This window comes from Herbidospora solisilvae (assembly GCF_009901565.1).
Lineage (GTDB): Bacteria > Actinomycetota > Actinomycetes > Streptosporangiales > Streptosporangiaceae > Herbidospora > Herbidospora solisilvae.
The window spans coordinates 89,455-111,820 of record NZ_WXEW01000005.1 but is presented as its reverse complement, the minus strand read 5'-3'; the positions used below and the strand labels follow the sequence as shown (position 1 = coordinate 111,820).

The 22,366-nt window shown below is 69.6% G+C and carries 23 protein-coding genes; 16 read left to right on the top strand and 7 right to left on the bottom strand.

The window, feature by feature from the left end:
• Positions 1-21: 21 nt before the first annotated feature.
• The 3 genes from GT755_RS17325 to GT755_RS17315 all read left to right on the top strand — a co-directional run bounded on the left by GT755_RS17325 (position 22) and on the right by GT755_RS17315 (position 3,824).
• Positions 22-1,041 carry a LacI family DNA-binding transcriptional regulator gene (locus GT755_RS17325; RefSeq protein WP_161480742.1) on the top strand — a complete coding sequence of 340 codons (1,020 nt, stop codon included), beginning with the start codon at positions 22-24 and terminating at the stop codon, positions 1,039-1,041.
• Between the two features lie 71 nt (positions 1,042-1,112).
• Complete coding sequence (locus GT755_RS17320; RefSeq protein ID WP_235966835.1) at positions 1,113-2,519, top strand: LCP family protein; 1,407 nt, start codon at positions 1,113-1,115, stop codon at positions 2,517-2,519.
• Positions 2,520-2,549: 30 nt separating this feature from the next.
• Positions 2,550-3,824, top strand: a complete 1,275-nt coding sequence (locus GT755_RS17315; protein WP_161480741.1) for an LCP family protein — start codon at positions 2,550-2,552, stop codon at positions 3,822-3,824.
• 19 nt (positions 3,825-3,843) lie between these two features.
• On the opposite strand, the gene GT755_RS17310 is transcribed toward GT755_RS17315, so the two are convergent.
• Complete coding sequence (locus tag GT755_RS17310; RefSeq protein ID WP_161480740.1) at positions 3,844-4,443, bottom strand: Uma2 family endonuclease; 600 nt, start codon at positions 4,441-4,443, stop codon at positions 3,844-3,846.
• A 197-nt stretch (positions 4,444-4,640) separates the two neighbouring features.
• Between GT755_RS17310 and GT755_RS17305 the strand changes: the two genes are divergently transcribed.
• The 8 genes from GT755_RS17305 to GT755_RS17270 all read left to right on the top strand — a co-directional run bounded on the left by GT755_RS17305 (position 4,641) and on the right by GT755_RS17270 (position 11,520).
• On the top strand, positions 4,641-5,723 hold the full coding sequence (locus GT755_RS17305; RefSeq protein WP_161480739.1) for an ABC transporter substrate-binding protein: 1,083 nt from the start codon (positions 4,641-4,643) through the stop codon (positions 5,721-5,723).
• A complete protein-coding gene (locus tag GT755_RS17300; protein ID WP_161480738.1) occupies positions 5,720-6,505 on the top strand; it encodes an ABC transporter ATP-binding protein in 786 nt (261 codons plus the stop codon). The genes GT755_RS17305 and GT755_RS17300 overlap by 4 nt, the downstream gene beginning before the upstream one ends.
• Complete coding sequence (locus GT755_RS17295) at positions 6,495-7,364, top strand: ABC transporter permease (RefSeq protein ID WP_161480737.1); 870 nt, start codon at positions 6,495-6,497, stop codon at positions 7,362-7,364. The genes GT755_RS17300 and GT755_RS17295 overlap by 11 nt, the downstream gene beginning before the upstream one ends.
• 5 nt (positions 7,365-7,369) lie before the next feature.
• A complete protein-coding gene (locus GT755_RS17290) occupies positions 7,370-7,762 on the top strand; it encodes an RrF2 family transcriptional regulator (RefSeq protein WP_161480736.1) in 393 nt (130 codons plus the stop codon).
• 78 nt (positions 7,763-7,840) lie between these two features.
• Complete coding sequence (locus tag GT755_RS17285; protein ID WP_161480735.1) at positions 7,841-9,361, top strand: serine/threonine-protein kinase; 1,521 nt, start codon at positions 7,841-7,843, stop codon at positions 9,359-9,361.
• A 60-nt stretch (positions 9,362-9,421) separates the two neighbouring features.
• The gene (locus tag GT755_RS17280; protein WP_161480734.1) at positions 9,422-10,348 is read left to right on the top strand and encodes an ATP-binding protein; all 927 of its coding nucleotides are present in this window, start codon (positions 9,422-9,424) and stop codon (positions 10,346-10,348) included.
• Positions 10,349-10,383: 35 nt separating this feature from the next.
• Entirely contained in the window at positions 10,384-10,770 is a 387-nt protein-coding gene (locus GT755_RS17275) for an SCO5389 family protein (RefSeq protein WP_062430486.1), read from the top strand.
• Between the two features lie 108 nt (positions 10,771-10,878).
• A complete protein-coding gene (locus tag GT755_RS17270; RefSeq protein ID WP_161480733.1) occupies positions 10,879-11,520 on the top strand; it encodes a potassium channel family protein in 642 nt (213 codons plus the stop codon).
• Here the strand turns inward: GT755_RS17270 and GT755_RS17265 are convergent.
• Together GT755_RS17265 and GT755_RS17260 are read right to left on the bottom strand one after the other, a co-directional pair.
• Positions 11,504-12,166, bottom strand: a complete 663-nt coding sequence (locus GT755_RS17265) for a ribonuclease HII (protein ID WP_161480732.1) — start codon at positions 12,164-12,166, stop codon at positions 11,504-11,506. The two genes, GT755_RS17270 and GT755_RS17265, sit on opposite strands and share 17 nt — an antisense overlap.
• A 9-nt stretch (positions 12,167-12,175) precedes the next feature.
• Positions 12,176-13,120, bottom strand: a complete 945-nt coding sequence (locus GT755_RS17260; RefSeq protein ID WP_161480731.1) for a LysR family transcriptional regulator — start codon at positions 13,118-13,120, stop codon at positions 12,176-12,178.
• A gap of 97 nt (positions 13,121-13,217) precedes the next feature.
• Between GT755_RS17260 and GT755_RS17255 the strand changes: the two genes are divergently transcribed.
• The gene (locus GT755_RS17255; protein ID WP_161480730.1) at positions 13,218-14,528 is read left to right on the top strand and encodes a pyridoxal phosphate-dependent aminotransferase; all 1,311 of its coding nucleotides are present in this window, start codon (positions 13,218-13,220) and stop codon (positions 14,526-14,528) included.
• 162 nt (positions 14,529-14,690) lie between these two features.
• Positions 14,691-15,335: a GNAT family N-acetyltransferase gene (locus GT755_RS17250; RefSeq protein ID WP_051759914.1), complete on the top strand. Its 645-nt coding sequence runs from the start codon at positions 14,691-14,693 to the stop codon at positions 15,333-15,335.
• 192 nt (positions 15,336-15,527) lie between these two features.
• Here the strand turns inward: GT755_RS17250 and GT755_RS17245 are convergent, their stop codons facing one another.
• On the bottom strand, positions 15,528-16,043 hold the full coding sequence (locus GT755_RS17245; protein ID WP_161480729.1) for a hypothetical protein: 516 nt from the start codon (positions 16,041-16,043) through the stop codon (positions 15,528-15,530).
• A gap of 163 nt (positions 16,044-16,206) precedes the next feature.
• On the opposite strand from GT755_RS17245, the gene GT755_RS17240 reads away from it, so the two are divergent.
• Entirely contained in the window at positions 16,207-18,441 is a 2,235-nt protein-coding gene (locus GT755_RS17240) for an AfsR/SARP family transcriptional regulator (protein ID WP_235966834.1), read from the top strand.
• Positions 18,426-19,157, top strand: a complete 732-nt coding sequence (locus tag GT755_RS39635) for a tetratricopeptide repeat protein (protein WP_235966882.1) — start codon at positions 18,426-18,428, stop codon at positions 19,155-19,157. Before GT755_RS17240 ends, GT755_RS39635 begins: the two co-directional genes overlap by 16 nt.
• A gap of 243 nt (positions 19,158-19,400) precedes the next feature.
• Here the strand turns inward: GT755_RS39635 and GT755_RS17235 are convergent, their stop codons facing one another.
• On the bottom strand, positions 19,401-20,840 hold the full coding sequence (locus tag GT755_RS17235) for a DUF7059 domain-containing protein (RefSeq protein WP_161480728.1): 1,440 nt from the start codon (positions 20,838-20,840) through the stop codon (positions 19,401-19,403).
• Between the two features lie 88 nt (positions 20,841-20,928).
• Here GT755_RS17235 and GT755_RS17230 point away from each other — a divergent pair, with 88 nt between their 5' ends.
• Entirely contained in the window at positions 20,929-21,216 is a 288-nt protein-coding gene (locus GT755_RS17230; protein WP_161480727.1) for a hypothetical protein, read from the top strand.
• Here GT755_RS17230 and GT755_RS17225 read toward each other — a convergent pair.
• Positions 21,206-21,793, bottom strand: coding sequence for a TetR/AcrR family transcriptional regulator (locus GT755_RS17225; protein WP_161480726.1), 588 nt, complete (start codon positions 21,791-21,793; stop codon positions 21,206-21,208). The two genes, GT755_RS17230 and GT755_RS17225, sit on opposite strands and share 11 nt — an antisense overlap.
• The gene (locus GT755_RS17220; protein WP_161480725.1) at positions 21,790-22,287 is read right to left on the bottom strand and encodes a GNAT family N-acetyltransferase; all 498 of its coding nucleotides are present in this window, start codon (positions 22,285-22,287) and stop codon (positions 21,790-21,792) included. Before GT755_RS17220 ends, GT755_RS17225 begins: the two co-directional genes overlap by 4 nt.
• Positions 22,288-22,366 lie beyond the last annotated feature (79 nt).

Genomic DNA, 22,366 nt, shown 5'->3' with positions numbered 1-22,366 from the left:
GTCGCACGACGGGGTGGGTTCGTGAAAAGACCGACGATCTCTGATATCGCACGTCAGGCGGGGGTTTCGAAGGGTGCGGTGTCCTACGCGCTCAACGGGCAACCCGGTGTATCGGAGTCGACCCGGCGACGCATTCTTGCGATAGCCGATGAAATCGGCTGGCGACCGAACAGCGCCGCCCGCGCGCTGAACGGCGCCCGCGCCAACGCGATCGGCCTGGCGTTGTGCCGTCCGGCCCGCATCCTCGGCATGGAACCGTTCTTCATGGAGCTGATCAGCGGCCTGGAGGCCGAGTTGTCGGCCCGCGACTTCGCGCTCATGCTCCAGGTCGTCGGCGACCACGACGGCGAGATCGCCGTCCACCAGCGCTGGTGGGGCGAGGGCCGCATCGACGGCGCGTTCCTGGTCGACCTGCACGTCGACGACCCGCGTGTCCCGGTCATGGAGGAGCTCGGCATGCCGGTCGTCGTCATCGGCGATCCGTCGGGGGCTGGCTCGCTGGTGCCGGTCTGGTCCGACGAGGGCGCCCCGGTACGCGAGACCGTCGACTACCTCACCGCCCTCGGCCACCGCCGGATCGCCCGAATTGCGGGCCTACCGAAACTCGTCCACACCACACTGCGCGACCGCGAGTTCGCCCGCGCCTGCGCCGGGCTCGACGACTGCCCGGTCGTGCACACCGACTACACGGGCGAGGAGGGCGCGCGGGCCACGCGGCGGCTGCTGTCGTCTCGGGTCAGGCCCACCGCGATCGTCTACGACAACGACATCATGGCCGTCGCCGGCCTCTCGGTCGCCCAGGAGATGGGCCTGGCCGTGCCCGCCGACCTGTCGATCGTGGCCTGGGACGACTCGCCCCTCTCTCAGGTCGTACGCCCCCCGCTGACCGCCCTGACCAGGGACATCCCGGCCTATGGGGCACACGCCGCGCGGATGCTGCTCGACCTGATCGACGGCTCCGAGCCCGGTTCGTTCGAAGACCGGGCGGCCAGTCTGAATCCTCGCGGAAGCACCGGACCGCCGGTTTCGGCCGGGCATTAGGGGATTCGTCGTTACACTTTGCAGCGGTGACCGGGGGGTGGCCCCGGATCGTTTCCCCCGGGGGTAGGGCGTTGAGTCAGATCGACGTGCGTCCAAGGCTGGTTCCGCCGCCGCTGCCAGAACGGCCCCGCCGCCTGTGGGTCGCGTGGGTGCAGGTGCTGGTCGCGGCCGTGATGGGCGTCGTGGTCGGGGCGGCGAGCTTCGTGGTCACCGGCTACGTGAAGGTCACCACGAACGTCAAGCACGAGTCGGTCCCGACGTCCGACCTGGGGCACCGGCCCGACAAGATCAATCCAGCGCTGAACGTGCTCATCGTGGGCTCCGACCAGCGCAACGGCGCGAACGCCCGCTATGGCTCCTTCGCCGGAGAGCGCACCGACACGATCATCCTGGCCCACATCTCCCCCAAGCGCGACGGCGCCACGTTGATCAGCTTCCCGCGCGACTCCCTCGTCCAGTTGCCGGCCTGCCCGGCCAGGAAGGGATTCCCCGGCCAGAACGCCCACGTCGGCATGATCAACGAGTCGTTCAACTCGGGCGGCATCGGCTGCACGTGGAAGACGATCGAGACGCTCACCAAAATCCACATCGACCACTACGTGAAGGTCGACTTCACCGGCTTCAAGGCCATGGTCGACGCGCTGGGGGGCGTGCCGGTCTGCGTACCGGAACCGGGGATCAAAGACAAGAAGGCCCTGCTCACCCTCGCGCCCGGCAAGCAGACCCTCAACGGGGAACAGAGCCTCGGGTACGTCCGCGCCCGCTACAGCCTCGGCGACGGCTCCGACATCGGCCGCATCCAGCGCCAGCAGATGTTCCTGGCCTCGATGGCGAAGAAGGCGATGAGCGGCGAGACCCTCACCAACCCCGGCGCGCTGCTGGCCCTGCTCGACGCCGTGACCAAGTCGATCACCACCGACCCCGAGCTGACCCCGTCGGTGCTGAAGGACCTGGCGCTGAGCGCCGAGGGCCTGAAGGCCGGTTCGATCCGCTTCATCACCACGCCGTGGCACTACTCGCTGACCAGCCCCGGCCGGGTCGAGTGGGTGCAGCCGCAGGCCAAGAGCCTGTTCACGATGGTCGCCAAAGACCAGCTCACCTCCAAGGTCGACACGGGCGAGCAGAAGATCCCCAAGAGCCAGATCCACGTGCTCGTGCAGAACGGCTCGGGCCGCTCGGGCCTGGCCACGAACGTGGCGGCGATCCTGGAGCAGCGCGGCTACCACATCCTCGGCGTGGAGGACGCGCCCAAGCCCTACGCGAAGACGTTCGTGAAGTACACCCCGAACGGCCAGACGCGGGCGGCGCGGGTGTTCCGCGAACTGGTGAAGTCGACCACGTTCAACGTGCGGAACGGCACGACACAGCAGGTCGTCCTGGTGCTCGGCGCCGACTACCAGGGCCTCAAGGAACCGAAGACCACGATCGAAGACGTCGAGGGCTTCGACGCGACCCACGACACCTGCACGACACGTTAAACCCGCATCGAATAGGGCATACGGGACGTCATGCGCGAAAACCGGAGCCTGCGCAGGGCGTTGGCCCTGACGCTCGCTTCGACGCTCCTGTGGGGAGTCGCGCACATCTGGACCGGCCGGGTGCGCACCGGCCTGGCCCTCGCGGCCGTGTGGCTGACCCTGCTGTCGGCCGCGGTGACGGTCCTCGGCAACGCGCCGACGCTGGCGCTACGGCGGCTTGACCTCGTCGTCGCCGCCGGGGTCGCGCTGGCCGTCGTGTGGGCGGGCGTCATCGTCTGGTCGTGGCTGGTGATCCGCCCCCGGCGGACCCGCTTCGGCCTTCCCCTGCTCGCCGTCGCCGGGCTCTGCGTGCTGGTGGCCGCGCCGCTGGGCTACGCGTCGCGGCTGGCGTACGTGTCGAACGAGGTCGTCAGCACGGTCTTCGTCGCCGACGACCCGGCCCCCGAGGTCGCGGCCCCCGTGGCGGCCGACCCCTGGGCGGGCCGCGAACGCCTGAACATCCTGCTCGTCGGCGCCGACGCGGCCAAGAACCGGCCCGGCGCCCGGACCGACAGCATGACGGTGGCGTCGGTCGACACCCGGACGGGGGAGTCGGTCCTGTTCTCGCTGCCGCGCAACCTGCAGAACGTGCCGGTCGACGGCTTCCCCGCGGCCGCGCTGCTGAACGAGGTCTTCCAGTGGGGCGAAGACCAGGGGCGGTCCGGCGCCGACCTGCTGAAGTCGACGGTCGGCGACATCCTCGGCCTCGACGTCGACTACTACGCGATGGTCGACATGCGCGGCTTCGCCCAGATCATCAACGCCATGGGCGGCGTCACCGTGACGGTGCGGCACGACATCGTGTTCGGCGCCTACCGCGAGGGCCTCATCAAGGCCGGCACCCGGCGGCTGAACGGCACCGAGGCCCTGTGGTTCGGCCGCTCCCGCACCGACAGCGACGACTACCAGCGCATGGGCCGGCAGAAGTGCCTGCTGAACGCGGTCGCCGACCAGGCCGACCCGCTGAAGGTGCTGCGCGGCTTCGAACGCATCGCGGACGCGACCAAGCGCTACGTCTCGACCGACATCCCGCGCAGTCTGGTGCCCGACCTGATCGACCTGACCCCGAAGGTCAAGGAGGCCGACATCACCAGCCTCCAGTTCGTGCCGCCGCTGATCCGGACCGGCAACCCGGATTGGGACCTGATCAAAGAGAAGGTCGCCGAGGCACTGGGCGAACGCACCCGTCCGGTGGCGGCCACCCCGGCCGCCAAGCCGAAGGCGAAGGCCGACAAGCCGATCGACCTCGACGAGTCCTGCGCCTGAGATCCGGCGATCGCCTTGCTCACGCCTCCAAGAGCACGGCCGGATCGAACTCGATCGGTACCGGCGTCTCCGACTTGAAGACGGCTCCGGCGAACACTCTTTCCAACCGGTGATAGGTCAGGTAGCCGGACGCCAGAGCGTATCGGGTGATGTTCACCGTCGGATGGGTGTCGACGACCCAGTATTCCTGCACTCCGGAAGCCGCATACTCGACGGCCTTCTCATATCGGTCGGTACGCTCGCTGCCACTGTTTCGGGAGATCACCTCGATCACCAGCTTGATGCTGTGCGGCGAATGGGCACGCTCGTCGTCTTCCAGCCCTTGGCGCACACTCGCCCAGTCAGCCACCGCTATGTCAGGTACTCGTAGACCTCTCACCGTGTACATGTCGACAGGGCCGTTGACGTAGAGGTCAGTTCCGGCGGACTCGATGGCCGAATCCAGGATTCGCACGAGTTTCTTCACGACATAGTCGTGGCGCATGCCAGGCCAGGGGGACATCACAATCCATCCGTTGACGAGTTCGTAGCGCGCGTCCCTTGGCATGCGATCCAGATCCGCGATCCCGTGAGGGCCGTGGTCGAGCGAGTATTCACGATCCTCGCGTCCCGCACCCACGTCCCTCACCTCCGATCGAGCGATCTCATGACAGCTTATAAGGCTCACACATCGTCCCTTCAGAGTCACAGTAAGTATATAGACGACTCATAGACGTTTGCATGATGTCCAAAAACCTACCGGGCTTGACGGGAATCTTGGATCGCTCTTTAATACTGCCTAACCCGACTTATTAAGTAGGAATCAGGGAGAAGCGTATGAAGGCTCGCAGGGTTCGCGGGGTAGTCGCCGCGCTGGCCGCGGTGATGGTCACCTCGCTCGCGGCCGCCTGCGGCGGGGGCGGTACGACCGCCGATGGGGGCGCCTCCGCTCCCGCCGGCGGGGCACCTGCGGAGAAGAGCGAGCTCCGGCTCGGGTTCTTCCCCAACATCACCCACTCGACCGCCCTCGTCGGCGTCGAGAAGGGCTACTTCACCAAGGCTCTGGGCGACAACGTCACCCTCAAGACGAGCACCTTCAACGCCGGTCCCGCCGCCATCGAGGCGGTCTTCTCGGGGGCCATCGACGCGACCTACATCGGCCCGAACCCCGCGATCAACGCGTGGGAGAAGTCGAAGGGCCAGGCGATCAAGATCGTGGCCGGGGCGGCGTCGGGGGGCGTCTACCTGGTCGTGAAGCCCGAGATCAACAGCATCGAGGACCTCAAGGGCAAGAAGGTCGCCACCCCGCAGCTCGGCAACACCCAGGACGTCGCGCTCCGCTACTACCTGGACGAGAAGGGCATCAAGACCGACACCAAGGGCGGCGGCGAGGTGTCGATCGTGCCGCAGGAGAACTCGCTGACCCTGCAGACCTTCGCCACCGGTGACATCGACGGCGCGTGGGTGCCCGAGCCCTTCGCCAGCCGCCTGATACAGGAGAGCGGCGGCAAGGTCCTGATCGACGAGCGCGACCTGTGGCCGAACAAGCAGTTCGTGATCACCCACCTGATCGTCCGGCAGGAGTGGGCCAAGGAGCACCCCGACCTGGTCAAGAAGCTGATCGAGGGCCACGTCGAGTCGACCGCCTTCATCAACTCCGACCCGGCCGGGGCGGCCACGGCGGTCAACGCGCAGCTCGAGAAGCTGACCGGCAAGCCGCTCAAGCCCGAGGTGCTCGACGCGGCGCTGAAGAACATCACGTTCACCAACGACCCGATCGCCTCCTCGCTGGTCGGCAGCGCCGACCACGCCATCAAGGTGGGCCTGCTGAAGCCGATCGACCTGAACGGCATCTACGACCTGACCACGCTCAACGGGATCCTGGCCGCCAAGGGCGAGACGGCGGTGAGCGACAAGTGACAGCTCCTACCCAGGAGCTCGGCCACGGCCGGACGGAGGGCCCCGCGCCCGCCGTCCGGCTGGACGCCGTCTCCAAGGTGTACGGCCGGGGCCCCACCAGCCTCCTCGCCCTCGACCAGGTCTCCCTGACGGCGGCGCAGGGCGAGTTCGTCTGTCTCCTCGGCGCGTCGGGGTGCGGCAAGAGCACCATGCTCAACCTCGTCGCGGGCCTCGACCGGCCGACCGCCGGGACCATCGAGACCGGCGGCAGGCAGATCGCCATGATGTTCCAGGAACCCGCCCTGTTCCCCTGGCTGACCGTCACGGGCAACGTCGAGCTGGCGCTACGCTCGCTCGACCGCAGGAAGCGCAGGGAGCGGGCGGCCGAGCTCCTCGACGTCGTCCACCTCGGCGGCTTCGCCAAGAAGCGCCCCCACGAACTGTCCGGCGGCATGCGCCAGCGCGTCTCCCTCGCCCGCGCGCTCGCCCAGGAGGCCGACGTCCTGCTGATGGACGAACCGTTCGGCGCCCTCGACGCGATGACCCGCGACCTGCTGCACGACGAACTCGAGCGCATCTGGCGCGAGCGCAACCTCACGATCCTGTTCGTCACCCACAACGTCCGCGAGGCGGTCCGCCTCGGCGACCGGGTGGTTCTCCTGTCCAGCCGCCCGGGAACCGTCATCGAGGACTACACGGTGGACCTCGAACGCCCGCGCCGCACCGAGTCGGCCGAGGTCGCCAAGCTGGCCGGCGAGATCACGGTCCGTCTGAAGGAGGAGGTCAGCCGCCATGGCCGTTGACACCCCCGAAAAGATCAACGCGCAGATCGCCGGTCTCGACGCGCTCGAGATCCAGGTCAAGGCCAAGCGCAACATCCCGGCCGCGATCTGGGGCCGCGTGTGGCCCATGCTGCTGGCCGTCTCGATCGTGCTGGCCATCTGGGAAGCGGTCGTGCTGGCCGAGTTCTGGCCCGAGTACGTCTTCGCCGGACCGGTCACCGCCCTGGGCGAGCTCGGCACCCGCCTGGGCGAGGGCGAGTTCTGGCACGCCATCGCCACCACGATGCGCCGGGCCGTGTCGGGCTTCCTGCTGGCCATCGTGGTCGGCGTCGTCATCGGCGCGGCCGTCTCCCGGGTCAAGCTGCTCCGGGCGGCGTTCGGGTCGCTGATCACCGGTCTCCAGACGATGCCGTCGATCGCCTGGTTCCCGCTCGCCATCCTGCTGTTCGGCCTCACCGAGAACGCGATCACCTTCGTGGTCGTGCTCGGTGCGGCGCCGTCCATCGCCAACGGCCTCATCACCGGCGTCGACTACACGCCGCCGATCCTGCTCCGAGCCGGGCACGTGCTCGGGCTGCGGCGGATCTCCCTCTATCGGCACCTGATCCTGCCCGCCTCGCTGCCGTCGTTCCTGGCGGGGCTGAAGCAGGGCTGGGCGTTCGCGTGGCGGTCGCTGATGGCGGGCGAGATCCTGGTGATCATCGCCAACCAGCCCTCACTGGGCGAGCAGCTCCACTACGCCCGAGAGCTGGCCGACTCGGCCCGCCTGCTGGCCACGATGATCATCATTCTGCTCATCGGCATCGTGGTCGACGTGCTCTTCGGCGCGGCGGACAACGCGCTGCGTCGCCGCTGGGGTCTGGACCAGCGGATCGGCTGACAGGCATGCGCCTGTCAGCACGCACCCATTACGCGCTCCGGGCGGCGGCCGAACTCGCGGCCGCCCCTCCGGGGCCCGTCCCGGCGGAACGCATCTCGACCGCCCAGCGCATCCCGCGCCGCTTCCTGGACAACATCCTGCTGCAACTGCGCCGCGCGGGACTGATCCACAGCCAGCGCGGCCCCGACGGCGGCTACTGGCTCGCCCGGCCCGCCGACCAGATCACGCTCGCCGAGGTCATCGTGGTGATCGAGGGGGTGCCACAGGACCACGAGGCGTTCTTCGGCGCCTCCGAGCCGCTGGAGAAGGTCTGGGCGGCGCTGCGCGAGAACGAGACCCGCGTCCTCACCGGAGTGACCCTGGCCCACCTCGCCGGAGGGTCTTTGCCGACCCTGTGACACATACCTCACCTAAGCCCCATTAGTTGTGGAAGACTCCGACTCCTATAGAGGCCCGGGTGTGCAGAGGCAGGCTTTATGGGAAGTCCGGGGCAGCTCGTAGTCAAGCGGTACCGGCTCGTCCGGGCGCTCGGCCAGGGCAACACGGGCATCGTCTGGGAAGGCCACGACGACCTGCTCGACCGCCCGGTGGCCGTCCGTGAGGTGCTGCTCCCCGCCGGGTTGCGGGAGAGCCGCCTGACCGCCCTGCAGCAGCGCATCGCGCGGGAGTCGCGGCAGGCCGAGCGGCTGCGGCACCCCGGCATCGCCTCCGTCTTCGACGTCGCAGAAGAGGACGACACGCTGTACGTCGTCATGGAGCTGGCCCGCTCCAGGTCGCTCGACGGGATCGTGGCGAGTGACGGGCCGCTGGAGGTGCCCAAGGCCGCGTACGTCATCAGGACCGCCCTCGCCGCCCTCACGGTGGCCCACGCGGCCGGGGTCAGGCACGGCGACGTGCGGCCCGCGAACATCCTGGTCGGGCATGACGGCCGGGTGGTGCTGGCCGACTTCGGCGTGGGCTCGGTGGCGGCCGACCCGGTGTTCGCCAAGCGGGTGGGCGAGCGGTCGCCCGCCCACGGCGAGTCGTGGAGCTCGGCGCGGTCGGCGGCCGCGTTCCGGGCGCCGGAACGCATCGATCCAGACGCGCCGGTCAGGGAGACCGCCGACCTGTGGTCGCTGGGCGCCTCGCTCTATTTCGCGGTCACCGGCAAGCCGCCGGCGCTGCCGCAGGAGAAGCCGCGCACCCCCGCGAAGGACGTCGACGTGTCGGCCGCTCCCGAGGAGCTGCGGCCGGTGCTCGCGGCGCTGCTGGCGCGCGACCCGAAGCGGCGTCCGTCCCATGAGGCGGCCGACGAACTGCTCGCGGCGTTCGAGCCGCCGTCGGCCCCGCCCGCGCCGAAGCCGGTGCGGGGCGGCACGCGCATGCGGTTCATCGCGGTCGGCGCGGCCGTCGTCGTCATCGCGGGCGCGGTCAGCGGGTGGGCGCTGTTACGTCCCGACTCGACGGTCATCACCACCCGCACCGCCGCGACCGACCCGACCACCGCGCCCGTCGTGCTGCCCTCGCCGTCACCCTCGCCGGTCGACACGCTGCGGTTCCGGCTGGTCCCCTACGACTCCCCGGCCGGCTGGCACGCCATGGCGCCCCGCACGTGGAAACGCACCGTCGGGGAGTACGCCGTCTGGTGGGTCGACCCCCGCAAGCGCGGTCACCTGTCGATAGAGGTGACGAACCAGGTCGGCACCGATCCGCTGGCCGCCCTCCACGAGGCCGAGGCGATCCTCTATCCCAACGTGGAGGCGTACAGGAAACTGCGCCTGAAGACCGTCGGGTCGAAGCTCGGGTCGGCGGCCGATTGGGAGTTCACCTGGCGCCAGGTTCGTAACGCGCGAGACACACACCTGGTGAAGGGGCAGACGTACCACCAATATCGGCGCGTCATCTCCACCGAAACCACCACAACGGTTCTCACCTGGACGACCACCGCCGCCGAATGGGACCGCATGCGGCCCACATTGCTCCGGGTCTTCCGGGCCTACTCGCCCACGCAGACCTGAAGATCCATGGCACACTGATTACGACAATCGTTTTCATCATCGTGATCAGGGAGACCACCCGTGCGTGTTGCCTTCGTCGGCAAGGGCGGCAGCGGCAAGACCACCCTTTCCTCGCTTTTCGCCCGCTACGTGGCCACCCGCGCCCGGGTCGTGGCGATCGACGCCGACATCAACCAGCATCTCGCGCTCGTTCTCGGCGCGGAGCAGCCCCGTCCGCTCGGCGGCATGCTCACCGAGATCAAGGACCACCTGCGCGGCGACAACCCGCGCATCCCCTCGGCGGCGGCCATGGTCAAGACGACCCCGCCCGGCCGGGGCTCGCGCCTGCTCACCCTCGACGACCCGTTCTTCCCGTCGGTCGAGGTCGAGGGCCTGCGCCTGATGGCGACCGGCCCCTTCAGCGAGACCGACCTCGGGGTGGCCTGCTACCACTCGAAGGTCGGCGCGGTCGAGCTCTACCTGAACCACCTGGTCGACGGTCCGGGTGAGTACGTCGTGGTCGACATGACCGCCGGGGCCGACTCGTTCGCCAGCGGCATGTTCACCAAGTTCGACGTCACCTTCCTCGTGGTCGAGCCCACCCGCCAGGGCGTGAGCGTCTACCGGCAGTACCAGGAGTACGCCGCCGAGTTCGACGTCGCCGTCGCGGTGGTCGGCAACAAGGTCCAGACCGCCGACGACCGCGCGTTCCTGCACGACCAGGTCGGCCCCGACCTGCTCACCTGCCTCGACCACAGCCCGGCCGTACGGGCCATGGAACAAGGCCGTGCCTTCACCCTGAACGACCTGGAGCCCGGGAACCTCGCCGGCCTCCAGACCCTGCTCGACCGAGTCGACGCGGCCGAGAAGGACTGGGCGAAGTTCGGCCGTCAGGCGCACGAGTTCCACCTGCGCAACGCGCGCGCCTGGGCGAACAAGGCGACCGGCGTGGATCTGGCCGACCAGATCGATCCCGGATTCATTTTCGGGGACGCCGCCTTGGCATAACGTCGTATACGCCCCAACCGAGAGGAGAAAGCCTCATGTCGCTGACCGTTCCGAACGATCTGCTCGACCAGGCCAGGGCCGGTGACGTGGACGATGCGGCCTTCGTGGCCTGCGTCCGCGACTCGTTGCCGTACGCATGGGGGCTGATCAGCGAGCTGGTCAGAACGCGGACCGAGTCGGGCGCGACCTTCGCCGACAACCAGGTCCCGCCGCCCGACGAGGCGGCCCGGGGGCAGCTCCTGCGCTGCCTCGCCAGTGACGCCATGCGGGGCGCGCTGGAACGCCACTTCCAGGTGAAGCTGGCGTTCCAGAACTGCCACCGCGTGGCCGTGTTCGACCCGTCGGCGACCGCCGAACTGGCCGACTTCACCACCGCGCGCGCCCAGATCCTCAACCAGCAGCCGGAGCTCGTCGACTGCTAGTAGCGCGTTGACCAGGGCAAAGCGAGACACAGACGGCCGGAGGCCGGCTGTGTCTCGCGCTCTGAACCTGCCCAGAAAAACAGAGGCGCCCGCTTAGACTTGACCGCCATGAGGGCCGAGTGGCGAATGCTCGTCTTCGCGGGCGTCTTCCTGGTCGCGTACGCGACCCCGATCCTCTTCCCGCACATCCCCTATGACTGGAAGCTGACCTGCTGGCTCGCCCAGCTCGGCTGCTGGTTGTTGTTCCTGGCCGAATACGTCACGCGCTTCGTGCGGGCCGGCGACAAGAAGGCGTTCGCCAAAGACAACGTCCTCGACCTGCTGGTCATCCTGCTGCCGCTGATGATGCCGCTGCGCATGCTGCAACGGCGGCTCGGCTTCCAGCGCAAGGTGCTGACCTTCACCGCCACGACCACGGTCGTGCTCGGCCTGGCCGCCAGCCTCGCGGTCCTGCGCGCCGAACGCGACGCCCCCGGCGCGAACATCCTGACCTTCGGCGACGCCACCTGGTGGGCCGTCACCACGATGACGACCACCGGCTACGGCGACACCTATCCCGTCACCCCCGACGGCCGCCTCATCGGCTCGGCCCTGATGCTCGGCGGCGTCGCGCTGCTGGGTGTGGTGACGGCGACGCTGGCCTCCTGGTTCGGCCGCAGGTTCGACACCGGCGACGACACAGAGAAGCTGCTCCGCGAGGCGTTGAAGGAGATCGGCGAACTGAAGGAGATGCTCAGAACCCGAGGCTGAGCTGCCCTTCTCCGACCGCGGGGTCGCGGTGCCGCTTCAGGTGCCGCCACTTCGGCAGGTCGTCGAGGTAGGACCACGACAACCGGTGGTGTTCCCCCGGCCCGTGTTCGGCCAGCGCGGCCTGGTGCGCCGGCGACGGGTAACCGGCGTTCTCGGCGAACCCGTAGACGTCGTCGAGGGTGGCCATGAACAGGTCGCGCCGCACCTTCGCCAGCACCGACGCCGCCGCCACCGACACGCAGTTCAGGTCGCCCTTGATCTCGCAGCGCACCGCCCACGGCGCGCCGAGGTAGTCGTGTTTCCCGTCCAGGATCACCACGTCGGGCTTGACCGGCAGCGCCTCCAGCGCCCGCCGGGCGGCCCGCCGCAGCGCCTCGGTCATCCCGAGGGTGTCGATCTCCTCGACCGAGGCCTCGCCGTGCCCGAACCCGACCACCCACGACTCCAGGACGGACACCATCGCCTCACGCCGGCCGGGCGCGAGCATCTTGGAGTCGGTCAGCCCCTCGGGCGGATCGCTGAAGTCGGTCACCACGGCGCACACCGAAACCGGCCCGGCCCAGGCGCCCCGGCCGACCTCGTCGACCCCGGCGACGATCTTGTTGCTTCCCGTGGTGAGCAGGCGTTCGAGTGTGTACGACGGCACCGGCCAAACCTAGTCGGCGAACCCGTTCGTGGGGGTCAGATAGCCGAGATCACTGGCCAGATAGCGGGCGGCGACGTGCAGCGCCCGGAGGGAGGCCGCCACCGAGGCCCGGTGCACCGACGACTCGCGCGCCACGGCGGTGATGACACGCTCGACGGGTTCGCCGGGGAACTCCCTGACCACCACTCCGCGCACCCCGGCGGCCAGGCACAGGGCGGGCACCGCGGCGATCCCTATCCCCTTGGCGACCAGGCTCAGGATCGTACCGAGGCCCTCGAACTCCCAGGCCACGGGCGGCGCGCCGCCGACCTCGGTGAGCAGCCGGTCGACGGCGGTGCGGGACGGCTCGCCCTCGGGGGTGGCCATCCACGCCTCGTCGCGCAGCTGGGCGGGGTCGACCGGCTCGTCGAGGTTGGCCAGCCGATGTCTGCGCGGCACCACCAGGACCAGCGGGTCGCGCAGCAGCGGGAACACGGTGAGCGTCTCACGCCGCCGCACCCGCCCCCACCAGTCGTCCACGAGCGCGATGTCGGCCTCGCCCGACTCGACCTCGCGCATGCCCCGGCCCGACCGGCTCTGCGACAACCGCAGGGCGAGTTGCTTGTGCCGCCGCAGCGACTGGGCGAGCGCGGGCGCGAAGGCGACGGCGGCGGTCGGGAACGCCGTGATGACGACCCGCCCGGTCGGCGTGCCGGCATGTGCCGACAGGTCCGACTCGGCCGTCTCGACCATCGCCAGGATGCGTTCGGCGTGCACGACCAGCCGCCGCCCGGCGTCGGTGAGTTCCGCACTGTGGCTGGTCCGGTCGATGAGGGCCGCGCCGGCCTCCCGTTCCAGGGCCGCGAGCTGCTGCGACACCGCCGACGCGCTGTAGCCGAGGGACGCGGCCGCGGCGGCGATACTGCCCCTCCGGGCGAACTCGCAGAACAACGTCAAACGCCGCAGATCCAGCATCGGATCTCCTTATGCCCGGCACCGAAAAGCCTCGCTTGTCCTGATGCCCGTACCCACACAAGGTGGGTACGTTCCACAGCATTCAGGAGGAATCAGTATGCACGTCACACTTTCGGCGACTCTGGCCGCGAACGAAGACATCGCCCGAAGACGGAGATCCGGGGAGCGGGTGCTGCACCTGGCTTTCGGTGAGGCCGGGCTGCCCGTACACCCGGCTCTGCTGGCCCGGCTCGCCGACGCGGGGGCCAGCAACGGCTACGGCGAGGTCGCGGGTCTGGCCGCGCTGCGCGAGGCGGCGGCCGGCTACTGGTCGCGGCGTGAGCTGCCGACCGACCCCGACCTGGTGGTCTGCGGACCGGGCAGCAAGTCGCTGCTGTTCGGCCTGCTGGTCGCCATCGGCGCCGACCCGGGCGAGTGGAGGTCTCCCGGGGACATGGTGCTGCCGATGCCGAGCTGGGTGAGTTACGCCGCCCAGGCCGAGATCGTGGGGGTGCGCCCGATCCTGGTGCCGACCCCGGCCGGCGAGGGCGGGGTGCCCGACCCCGACCAGGTCAGATCGGCGGTGCTGCACGCCCGCGCGCAGGGCCGGACGGTCCGCTCGGTGCTCGTCACGCTCCCGGACAACCCGACCGGCCGCCTGGCCCGGCCGGAGACGGTCCGGCGCCTGGCCGAGGTCGCCCGCGAGCTCGATTTGGTCATCATCTCCGACGAGATCTACCGCGACCTCGTGCACGACCCGCACGCCACCCCGTTCCTGAGCCCGGCCGACGTGGCGCCCGAACGCACCGTCATCACCAGCGGCCTGAGCAAGTCGCTCGCGCTGGGCGGCTGGCGGATCGGCGTGGCCCGGTTGCCGCACACGCCCGGCGGGTGGGCGCTGCGCCAGCGGCTGCTCGCGGTCGCCAGTGAGATCTGGTCGGCCCCGGCCGCGCCGGTGCAGCACGCCGCCGCGTACGCGTTCGCCGAGCCCGAGGAGATCGTGGAACGTATCGACGACTCACGGCGGCTGCACGCCACCGTGGCCCGCGCGGTCGCCGACCGGTTCGCGCGCGCGGGCGCGAAGGTGGACGTGCCGCAGGGCGGGTTCTACCTCTATCCGCAGATGCCCGGTTTCGACAGCTCCGACGAGCTGGCCCGGACCCTGCTCGACCGCCACGGCGTCGGCGTGCTGCCGGGCACCGCGTTCGGCGACGAGCCCCGTTCGGCGCGGGTCCGCGTGGCCACCTCCCTGCTGTACGGCGAGACCGCCGAACAGCGTCTCGCGGCGTTGCACGGATCCGATCCGCTGTCGCTCCCGTGGGTGGCCGAATCGCTCGACTACCTGGAGGAAGCCCTCGGCGGACTGACCACGAAGGAGCCGTCGAGAGCTCGAAGGAGGATGTTCCTGGCACCCGCTCCGGCGCGCTGACGATCTTTGTCGAATCTTTACTCTCGGCGGCCGTGGCGAGGCCGCGAAGAAACACCTCTGACCTGCGGTTTTATGGCTATGGTGGGCGCTCAACCTGGGGTTCCACAAGATGTCGTGTGTCATTTGGCACCAGACATGTCGTCCAGACCCCATCATGTGCTCATGCCCGCTTTTGTCACCCTGTCCGGGCGCTTCGTGCGCCTGGAACCGCTCACCCTCGCGGCCGTCGACGATCTTGTCGCCGCGGCGAGCGAGGACCGCGCGACGTACTCGTTTACTCGCGTTCCCGCAGGCCGGGAGGAGATGGTCTCGTACGTCGAGGCCGCTCTGGCTGAGCAGGCGGAGGGCCGCACGATGCCCTTCGCCATCCGGTGGCTGCACACCGACCGCGTGGTCGGTGCCACCCGTCTGATGCACCTGGAGTACTGGCAGGGGCCCATGCCCTGGCCGCCGGGTACCAAAGGCGTGGTGGGCGAGGTCCCGTCGGTCGCGGACATCGGTTACACCTGGCTGGGCGCCTCCGCCCAGGGCACGGGTGTCAACCGGGAGGCCAAGTATCTCTTGCTCTCCCACGCGTTCGAGACGTGGCAGGTCCACCGGATAACTCTCAAGGCAGACGTACGCAACAACCGATCCCGGGCCGCCATCGAGGCCCTCGGCGCACACCTCGACGGTGTGCGGCGAGCGGACAGCCGAGGCGCCGACAACACGGTCCGAGATACGGCGTATTACTCGATCCTGCGCTCTGAATGGCCGGCGGTACGAGAACGGATCCTGGCGCGTCTTGACTACGCGCACGCCGCCTGACCAGCCATTACTTCGAGCCGAAACGGAACGAGCGGCCCGCCCCCATGCCGGAGGGCGGGCCGCTGCGTGTCCGGGTGACCATCGCCCGCACCGGCCGCTGTCATCTCATGTTGCTGCGGAAGTGCTTTTCCAGTGACGTGTCACCAGTCGCTTTGGAGCGATTGTCCCCTATCTATATGGATCGGTGGAAGATCAGATGGTGTAGCCGAACTCGTCGTCCCACGCGTTGTAGATCTCGTGCCAGGAGCCGCACTTGGTCGCGAAGTTGTGGTGCAGGCCGACCTGGCAGACCTTGACCTCGACCTGGGCCACGTCGTGGCGGGTGAACTTGAAGTTCTTCCAGCCGTCGGTGCCGCACTGCTTGTAGGTCTTGTAGCTGGAGGACCAGTCGTCCTCCTCGTGGTCCCAGGAGACGTAGCGGAAGGCGACGTAGCCGCACTTGCCGCCCTGGTGCTCGGTCCGGTAGTCGCGGTCGAAGAGCTTGCCGCCGATGCGGACGGTGTTGGACTCCTCGTCGTCGTACTCGACGTCGATCCAGCCCTTGGCCTTGGCCTTGCCGTTGTTGCTGTAGTAGTAGCCCCAGTCGTCGTCGTAGTCCCAGTCGTTCGACGAAAGCGGAGCGGCGTTGGCGGCCGAGGCGACCGCGCCCATGCCGATGGTGAGGGCGGTGGCGGTGGCGACGACGCCGAGCACGTTGCGGATGCGCATTGGATACTCCAGGTTTGTGAGGACGATCCCCGTTTCCGGGTACGCCTCATTGATAGGCCGCCCTGCCTGCACGGGACTTTCACCGTCCTTGAGACCTCATTGCGAGCGACCTGACGCCGTATCATTCGAGCGAAACTTCCGATTGGTACGAAGAGGGCTCCTGATGAGTGGTCAGCTGCGCTTCGCGGTACTTGGACCCGTCAGAGCCTGGCGAGACGACGCCGAGCTCGATCTCGGCACTCCGTTGCAGCGGTCCATCCTGGCGATGCTGCTGCTGCGCGAGGGCCGCGCGGTCACCCCCAACGAGCTCATCGACGCCGTCTGGGGCGAGGAGGCGCCGCCCCGGGCGCTGGGCGCGCTGCGCACCTACGTCTCCCGGTTGCGCACGGCGCTGGAGCCGGATCGTTCTCCCCGTACACCACCGCAGTTGCTCACCTCGGTCGGCAAGGGCTACGCGCTCAGGCTGCCCGACGACGCCTTCGACCTGGCCCGGTTCGAGAAGGCGGTGCACGCCTGTGAGTCGGCCCGCAAGGCGGGCGACGCCGACCGGGCCGCCGAGACGTTACGCGAGGCCCTGACCTGGTGGAGCGGCGAACCGCTCGCGGGCGCCGTCGGCCCCTACGCCGAGTCGCAGCGCGAACGGCTGCTCGAACGCCGCATCGCGGCCGTCGAGACGCTGATGGACCTCGACCTCGAACTCGGCCGGCACGCCGAGGTCATCTCCGAGCTGATGGTGCTGACCGCCGACCATCCGCTGCGCGAGCGGCTGCGCGCGCAGCTCATGCTTGCCTACTACCGCTGCGGCCGGCAGGCCGAGGCGCTCAACGTCTTCACCGATACCCGCAACGCCCTCATCGAGGAACTCGGCATCGACCCCGGCGCCGAACTCACCGAGCTGCACCGCCGTGTGCTGGCCGCCGACCCGACGCTCGCGTACGTCATGAAGCCCAGACCGGCATCGGAGGAGCACGCCGAACCGACGCCCGTGGTCGAGATGCCGAAACCCGCGCAGCTCCCGGCCGCCGTCACCGACTTCACCGGCCGCAAAGCACTGGTGAACCGCCTGCTCAACCAGCTGGGCGCGACCGACGGCGTGCCGATCGCGGCCATCTGCGGCATCGGCGGCGTAGGCAAGACCACCCTGGCCGTGCACGTCGCCCACCTGCTGCACGACACCTTCCCCGACGGCCAGCTCTACGCCGACCTGCGCGGCTACGGCCGCGAACCCACGCCGCCGGAGACCGCGCTGGCGGCGTTCCTGCGCGCGCTCGGCATCCCCGTCGACGTCATCCCCGACGGCCTGGCCGACCGCGCCGCGCTGTTCCGCTCGCTGCTCGGCGACCGGCGCATGCTGGTGCTGCTCGACAACGCGCGCGACGCCGACCAGGTCGAACATTTGTTGCCCGGCGCCCCCGGCTGCGCCGCGCTCATCACCAGCCGCGGCAAGCTGGCCGACCTCCCGGCGGCCAAGCTGCTCGACCTCGACGTGATGGAACCCGACGAGGCGCTGGACCTGTTCTCGGCCGTGGCCGGCGCCGAACGGGTCGCCGCCGAACGCGCCGCCGCCATGGACGTGGTCGCGGCCTGCGGTTTCCTGCCGCTGGCGGTCCGGATCGTGGCCGCCCGGCTGGCTTCGCGCCCGTCGTGGACGGTCGCCTCACTCGTCCCCCGGCTGGCCGACGAGAGACGCCGCCTCGACGAGCTGAAGATCGGCAACCTGGCCGTCTCGGCCACCTTCGCCCTCGGATACGGCCAGCTCGACCCGCGCCAGGCCCGCGCGTTCCGGTTGTTGTCGCTGCCCAACGGCACCGACATCTCCACCCCGGCCGCGGCGGCCGTGCTCGACCTGAGCCCCGTCGAGACCGAGGACGTGCTGGAGTCGATGGTCGACGTCAGCCTGCTCGAAGCGCCCGCGCCGGGCCGCTACCGCTTCCACGACCTGCTGCGCCTGTTCGCCCGCCGCCAGGCCGAGGACGCCGAGACCCCCGAGGCCCGCCACGAGGCGCTGCGCCGGCTGCTCGGCTTCTACCTGGGCTCGGCCCGCGCGGCCCACCGGCTGGCGTACGAGGGCAGCAAGGTCGCCGACAACCTCACGGTCATCGGCACCCGGGGCCACACGTTCGGCTCGGCCGACGAGTCGGTGGCGTGGCTGGCCGCCGAGGCCGACGACCTGTTCGCCATGCTCGGCCAGGTCGCGGCCCGCGCCATGAATCTGCCTCGGAGACACGCGCCGACCTGCCCGCGGCCGCCGACCTGCTGGTCGCGATGGAGCCGCTGCTGGAGGCGGGCGCGTTCGCCCGCGAGTTCGACGTGCGCACCCGCGCCCTCGTCGAGGCCGGCGACGACCCGACCCGGCTGCGTGCCCACTACGTGCGCGGCCGGATGTTGTTCGGGGTGAACCGGCTGGCCGAGGCCGACCAGGAGTTCCGGGACGCGCTGCAGATCGCCGAACGCACCGGCGACCACGCCCTGCTCGGGGAGACCTACAACGCGCTCGGCGTGGTGACCGGGCGACTCGGCAGGCACCCGGAGGCGCTCGACTGGTTCGGCCGGGCGACCAAGGTCTACCGCGAGCTGGGCAACTTGGCCGGGGAGGCGCTGGTGCTCAGCTACTCGGCCCGCGACCTGCTGCTGCTCGGCCGGGCCGCCGACGCGGTCGCCGTCTCGGAGCAGGGCCTGCAGATCTTCGGCGAGATCGGCAGCGGCCCCGGCGTGGCCAGGGCCCGCTACCACCTGGGCGTGGTGTTGTCGTACGTCGGCCGCCTGAACGAGGCCGTCGTCCACCACGCCGAATGCCTGGAGTTCTTCCGCGCCAGCAACCAGAAGGTCTGGGAGCAGCGCGTCTGCAACCGGCTCGCCACCACCCTCACCAAGGCCGGACGTTTCCAGGAGGCCGCCCGGCACGCCGAGCAGGCCCTCCAGGTCAGCCGGGAGATCACCCATCCCTACGGGGAGGCCCAGTCGCTGACCGCGCTCGGCAAGGCGCTGCGGGGACTTGGCAGCCGCACCCGCAGCCGCGACGCGCTAGAGAAGGCCCTCGACCTCTTCATCCGGCTCGGTTCGGCCGAGGCGGACGACGTCCGGAAGCTGCTCGCCGATCGCGTCGAGACCTAGTTCGTCATCGAGCCTGGTCATCCGGACGTGGTTGATCACCCTGGGTTCCTTTCCGCACTGGACATGAGCGCCCGGCCGGTCGCTGCTCTCACCCGGCGCGTTAGGGGGCCCGGTGGGAACCACACGGTGCGCCTCGGTGATCGCCAGCCGCCTCTCTGAAAACGACCGGCCGGGCCGGGCGAGGTCCCTACCCCCGGGTTCCTCGCCCTGCATTCACTCTCTGACGCAGCGCTTGACGATCGATCAACGCCCGATTGCGAAGAACCCCTCGGCCACCAGCCGGCGCACGCTCTCGGTGTCGGCCAGACCGGGCTTACCTGTGAGTTCGCCGATGGCGGCCAGCAGCGGTCCGGTCTTCAGTTCGCCGTCGACGACCCCGGCCAGCGCCGCCTCGACGGTGCCGACGTCGGTCGTCCGGCGCAGCCCCCGGGTCTGGCGCAGCCGGATCACCGACGGGTCGTCGGCGCCGGGCGGGCCGACCCGCTCCTCGATCACGCCCTCGGCCAGGGTCAGCGCGACGTTCCGCAGCTCGTCGTCGCTCAGCCGGTGGGCGGTGGTGATCGCGTCGAGGACCCGGTCGACGTAGGCCCCCACGGGGAGCTCGACCTGGTGGGTGAGCTGCTCTATCCGTACGACGGGATCGAGGGAACCCGAGTCGTTGAGGGTGATCCAGCCGAACCCGACGCCCTCGACCTCCTGCGCCTCGAACCACTCCAGCCACTCGTCGTAGCGGTCGCGGTAGACCGGGGTGCCCTGCTCGGCCGCGTCGCGCAACCACAACTCCACATACTCGGCCGGATCCTGTACGTCGCGCTGCACCACCCAGCCGTCGCAGCCGGTCGCGGAGATCCAGCCGCCGACGCGGTCGCGCCAGTCTTCGCCACGCACGTGAAGCCAGTTGGCCAGCAGGTGGCAGGTGCCCCCGGCGGCCAGGTGGGCGGGCGCGAACCGGACGAGGTCACGGCAGAACTCGTCGCCCCGGTATCCGGTCTCGCGGTAGGTCAGCCGCCCGGCGGGCGAGATCACGAACGGAGGATTGGACACGATCAGGTCGTAGCGCTCACCGGCGACCGGGTCGAACATCGAGCCCTTGCGCGTCTCGACGCCGGTGACCCCGGAGAGCCCCCAGCTCAGCCGGGCCAGGTGGAGCGCGCGGGCGTTCACGTCGGTCGCCGTGATCTCGCTCGCCCGCTCGGCGAGGTGGAGCACCTGCACCCCGCACCCGGTGCCGAGGTCGAGCGCCCGGTCGACGGATTCACGTGAAACAAGTTGCGCGAGGTTCGCCGACGCCCCGCCCGCCCCGACCACATGGTCACGCCGCAGGGCCGGATCACCGGGCCGCACCTTCCGGTCAGACACCACGAAGCCGCCGGTCTCCCAGGGCTGGATGTGGACGTTGGCCTGGACGGTGTCCCCCACCTTGATCAGCAACCCGCTGCGCAGCAGCTCCTGCAGCGGCAGGTCGGCGGCGGCCGTGCTGACCGGCACCCCCAGCCACCACAGGCGGATCAGGGTGCCCAGCGAGTCGCCGTCACGCGTCGCGCGCAGCGCCGGGACGAGCTCCTCACGCGCCAGCGCCGAGGCCGCCGTGTCGCCGAGCCTCTCGCGTACGCCGTCGATCGTGTAGCCGATCTCGTGGAACCGGTCGCGAAGCCGTAGGAGCAGGTCAGATGGTGCGTCCACACAGAGCAATCTAGCGCCGTAAGCGCTTTGCAAGTTCCGGTCAAGCAGGCGGGCGTATCACCCGGACAACCTCATCGGGGAGTTTGCCATGCTGATACCGTGCCTGGCGTGCGGCTCGCGATTCCGGCCCGACGACTACTTCCGCGCCTGCCACGACTACAACCGCGGCCGCGACCTGGTCTCGTGGACGTGCCCGGCCTGCGGGAACCGCGACGACCTGCGGGTGCTGCCGGGGGAGCTGGGCTTCGGCTACCCGGCCCGGGGGCGCTACGCGGTGCACCGGACGATCGCCGTGCCGGGCATGCGCCGCCAGCGGCACGACCTGCGGCTGGAGATCTCCCTCGACAAGCGGACCTGGCGGGTGCTCAGCCGCTGAGGCTGGCCCAGGCGGCCTCGGCGAGCGACCGGATCTCCTCGTCAGTCGGCTGGTGGGCGCCGGCGAACCACAACCGGCACATCTCCTGGGCCGGGCCGAGCCACAACACGTAACACATGGTCGACTGGACCGGCTTGAGCAGCCCCGACTTCATGTGGGGCTTCCACCAGTCGGCGACCTGGCGGAAGAAGGTGCGCCGCGACTCGGAGACCTCGGCGCCGCCGGGCTCCTCACGCCGGGGCGGCCGCTCGCTGATCAGCAGCCGGGCCCGCTCGGGATGTTCGCCGCACCACTCCATGTGGAAGGCGACGATCGCCTCGATCCCGGCACGGGCGTCGTCGTTGGCGAGAAGCCGGGTGATGAACGCTTCCTGGTACATCGTCAGCGTTTCGGCGTAGAGCACCCCGAATACGTGCTCTTTGCTGGCGAAATGGTGATAGAAACTACCTACGCTCACACCGCTTTCCTCGCGGAGGCTGGCGAGCGTGGTGGCGGAGACGCCGTCCTGGCTGAACCGGCGCAGGGCGCCGTCCATGATCCTGGTCCGCCCGTCTCGACCGATCTTCGCGCTCTTCACACCATCAATGGTGGCCTAACAGAGCTTTGTTCTGCAAATGCGAGGGTCGCTCTGACCTGAACCGACCCGTGCTCGACGGCCATCTCGGCCTCCGGCCAGGCTTTGTTGATCATGGCCAGCACCCGCCGGTTCTCTCCCATCACGTCCATGGTCACCCAACGGACCCCGGTCGCGCGGTCGAGCAGTTCCCTGATCAACCGGGAGCCGACCCCCTGCCCCTGCCAGGCGTCCGCCACCACGACCGCGATCTCCGCCTCGTCGCCCTTCCGGTAGGCCATCGCGTGCCCGATCACCAGGGAGTCGACGGTGGCCAATAAGGCGTCGCGGCGGTCGTCCCTGGCCAGCATCGCCGTGACGAGCGTGTTCGTGGGCCGGGTGAGCCCGGCGAAGAAACGGCGCGTCTGCGTGTGCAGCGAGAGGTCGAGCAGGAACTTCCGCACCCCGTCCGCGTCATCCGGCCCCGCGGGCCGGATGTCCACCTGAGTTCTCTGCATGGACTCAGGGTTTCTTGCCGGGCTGGGTATGTCAAGTAGACTCAGATGGGTAGAGGAAGTGATGATTTACGATGCGTGC

What these genes read in the sequence shown, in the direction of transcription:
- GT755_RS39635 (WP_235966882.1), top strand. Translation starts at nt 18,426, where the DNA reads ATGTTGTTCGGGGTGAACCGGCTGGCCGAGGCCGACCAGGAGTTCCGG.
- GT755_RS17240 (WP_235966834.1), top strand. Translation starts at nt 16,207, where the DNA reads ATGAGTGGTCAGCTGCGCTTCGCGGTACTTGGACCCGTCAGAGCCTGG.
- GT755_RS17260 (WP_161480731.1), bottom strand. Translation starts at nt 13,120, where the DNA reads ATGCTGGATCTGCGGCGTTTGACGTTGTTCTGCGAGTTCGCCCGGAGG.
- GT755_RS17230 (WP_161480727.1), top strand. Translation starts at nt 20,929, where the DNA reads ATGCTGATACCGTGCCTGGCGTGCGGCTCGCGATTCCGGCCCGACGAC.
- GT755_RS17285 (WP_161480735.1), top strand. Translation starts at nt 7,841, where the DNA reads ATGGGAAGTCCGGGGCAGCTCGTAGTCAAGCGGTACCGGCTCGTCCGG.
- GT755_RS17250 (WP_051759914.1), top strand. Translation starts at nt 14,691, where the DNA reads ATGCCCGCTTTTGTCACCCTGTCCGGGCGCTTCGTGCGCCTGGAACCG.
- GT755_RS17220 (WP_161480725.1), bottom strand. Translation starts at nt 22,287, where the DNA reads ATGCAGAGAACTCAGGTGGACATCCGGCCCGCGGGGCCGGATGACGCG.
- GT755_RS17305 (WP_161480739.1), top strand. Translation starts at nt 4,641, where the DNA reads ATGAAGGCTCGCAGGGTTCGCGGGGTAGTCGCCGCGCTGGCCGCGGTG.
- GT755_RS17255 (WP_161480730.1), top strand. Translation starts at nt 13,218, where the DNA reads ATGCACGTCACACTTTCGGCGACTCTGGCCGCGAACGAAGACATCGCC.
- GT755_RS17270 (WP_161480733.1), top strand. Translation starts at nt 10,879, where the DNA reads ATGAGGGCCGAGTGGCGAATGCTCGTCTTCGCGGGCGTCTTCCTGGTC.
- GT755_RS17245 (WP_161480729.1), bottom strand. Translation starts at nt 16,043, where the DNA reads ATGCGCATCCGCAACGTGCTCGGCGTCGTCGCCACCGCCACCGCCCTC.
- GT755_RS17295 (WP_161480737.1), top strand. Translation starts at nt 6,495, where the DNA reads ATGGCCGTTGACACCCCCGAAAAGATCAACGCGCAGATCGCCGGTCTC.
- GT755_RS17275 (WP_062430486.1), top strand. Translation starts at nt 10,384, where the DNA reads ATGTCGCTGACCGTTCCGAACGATCTGCTCGACCAGGCCAGGGCCGGT.
- GT755_RS17315 (WP_161480741.1), top strand. Translation starts at nt 2,550, where the DNA reads ATGCGCGAAAACCGGAGCCTGCGCAGGGCGTTGGCCCTGACGCTCGCT.
- GT755_RS17290 (WP_161480736.1), top strand. Translation starts at nt 7,370, where the DNA reads ATGCGCCTGTCAGCACGCACCCATTACGCGCTCCGGGCGGCGGCCGAA.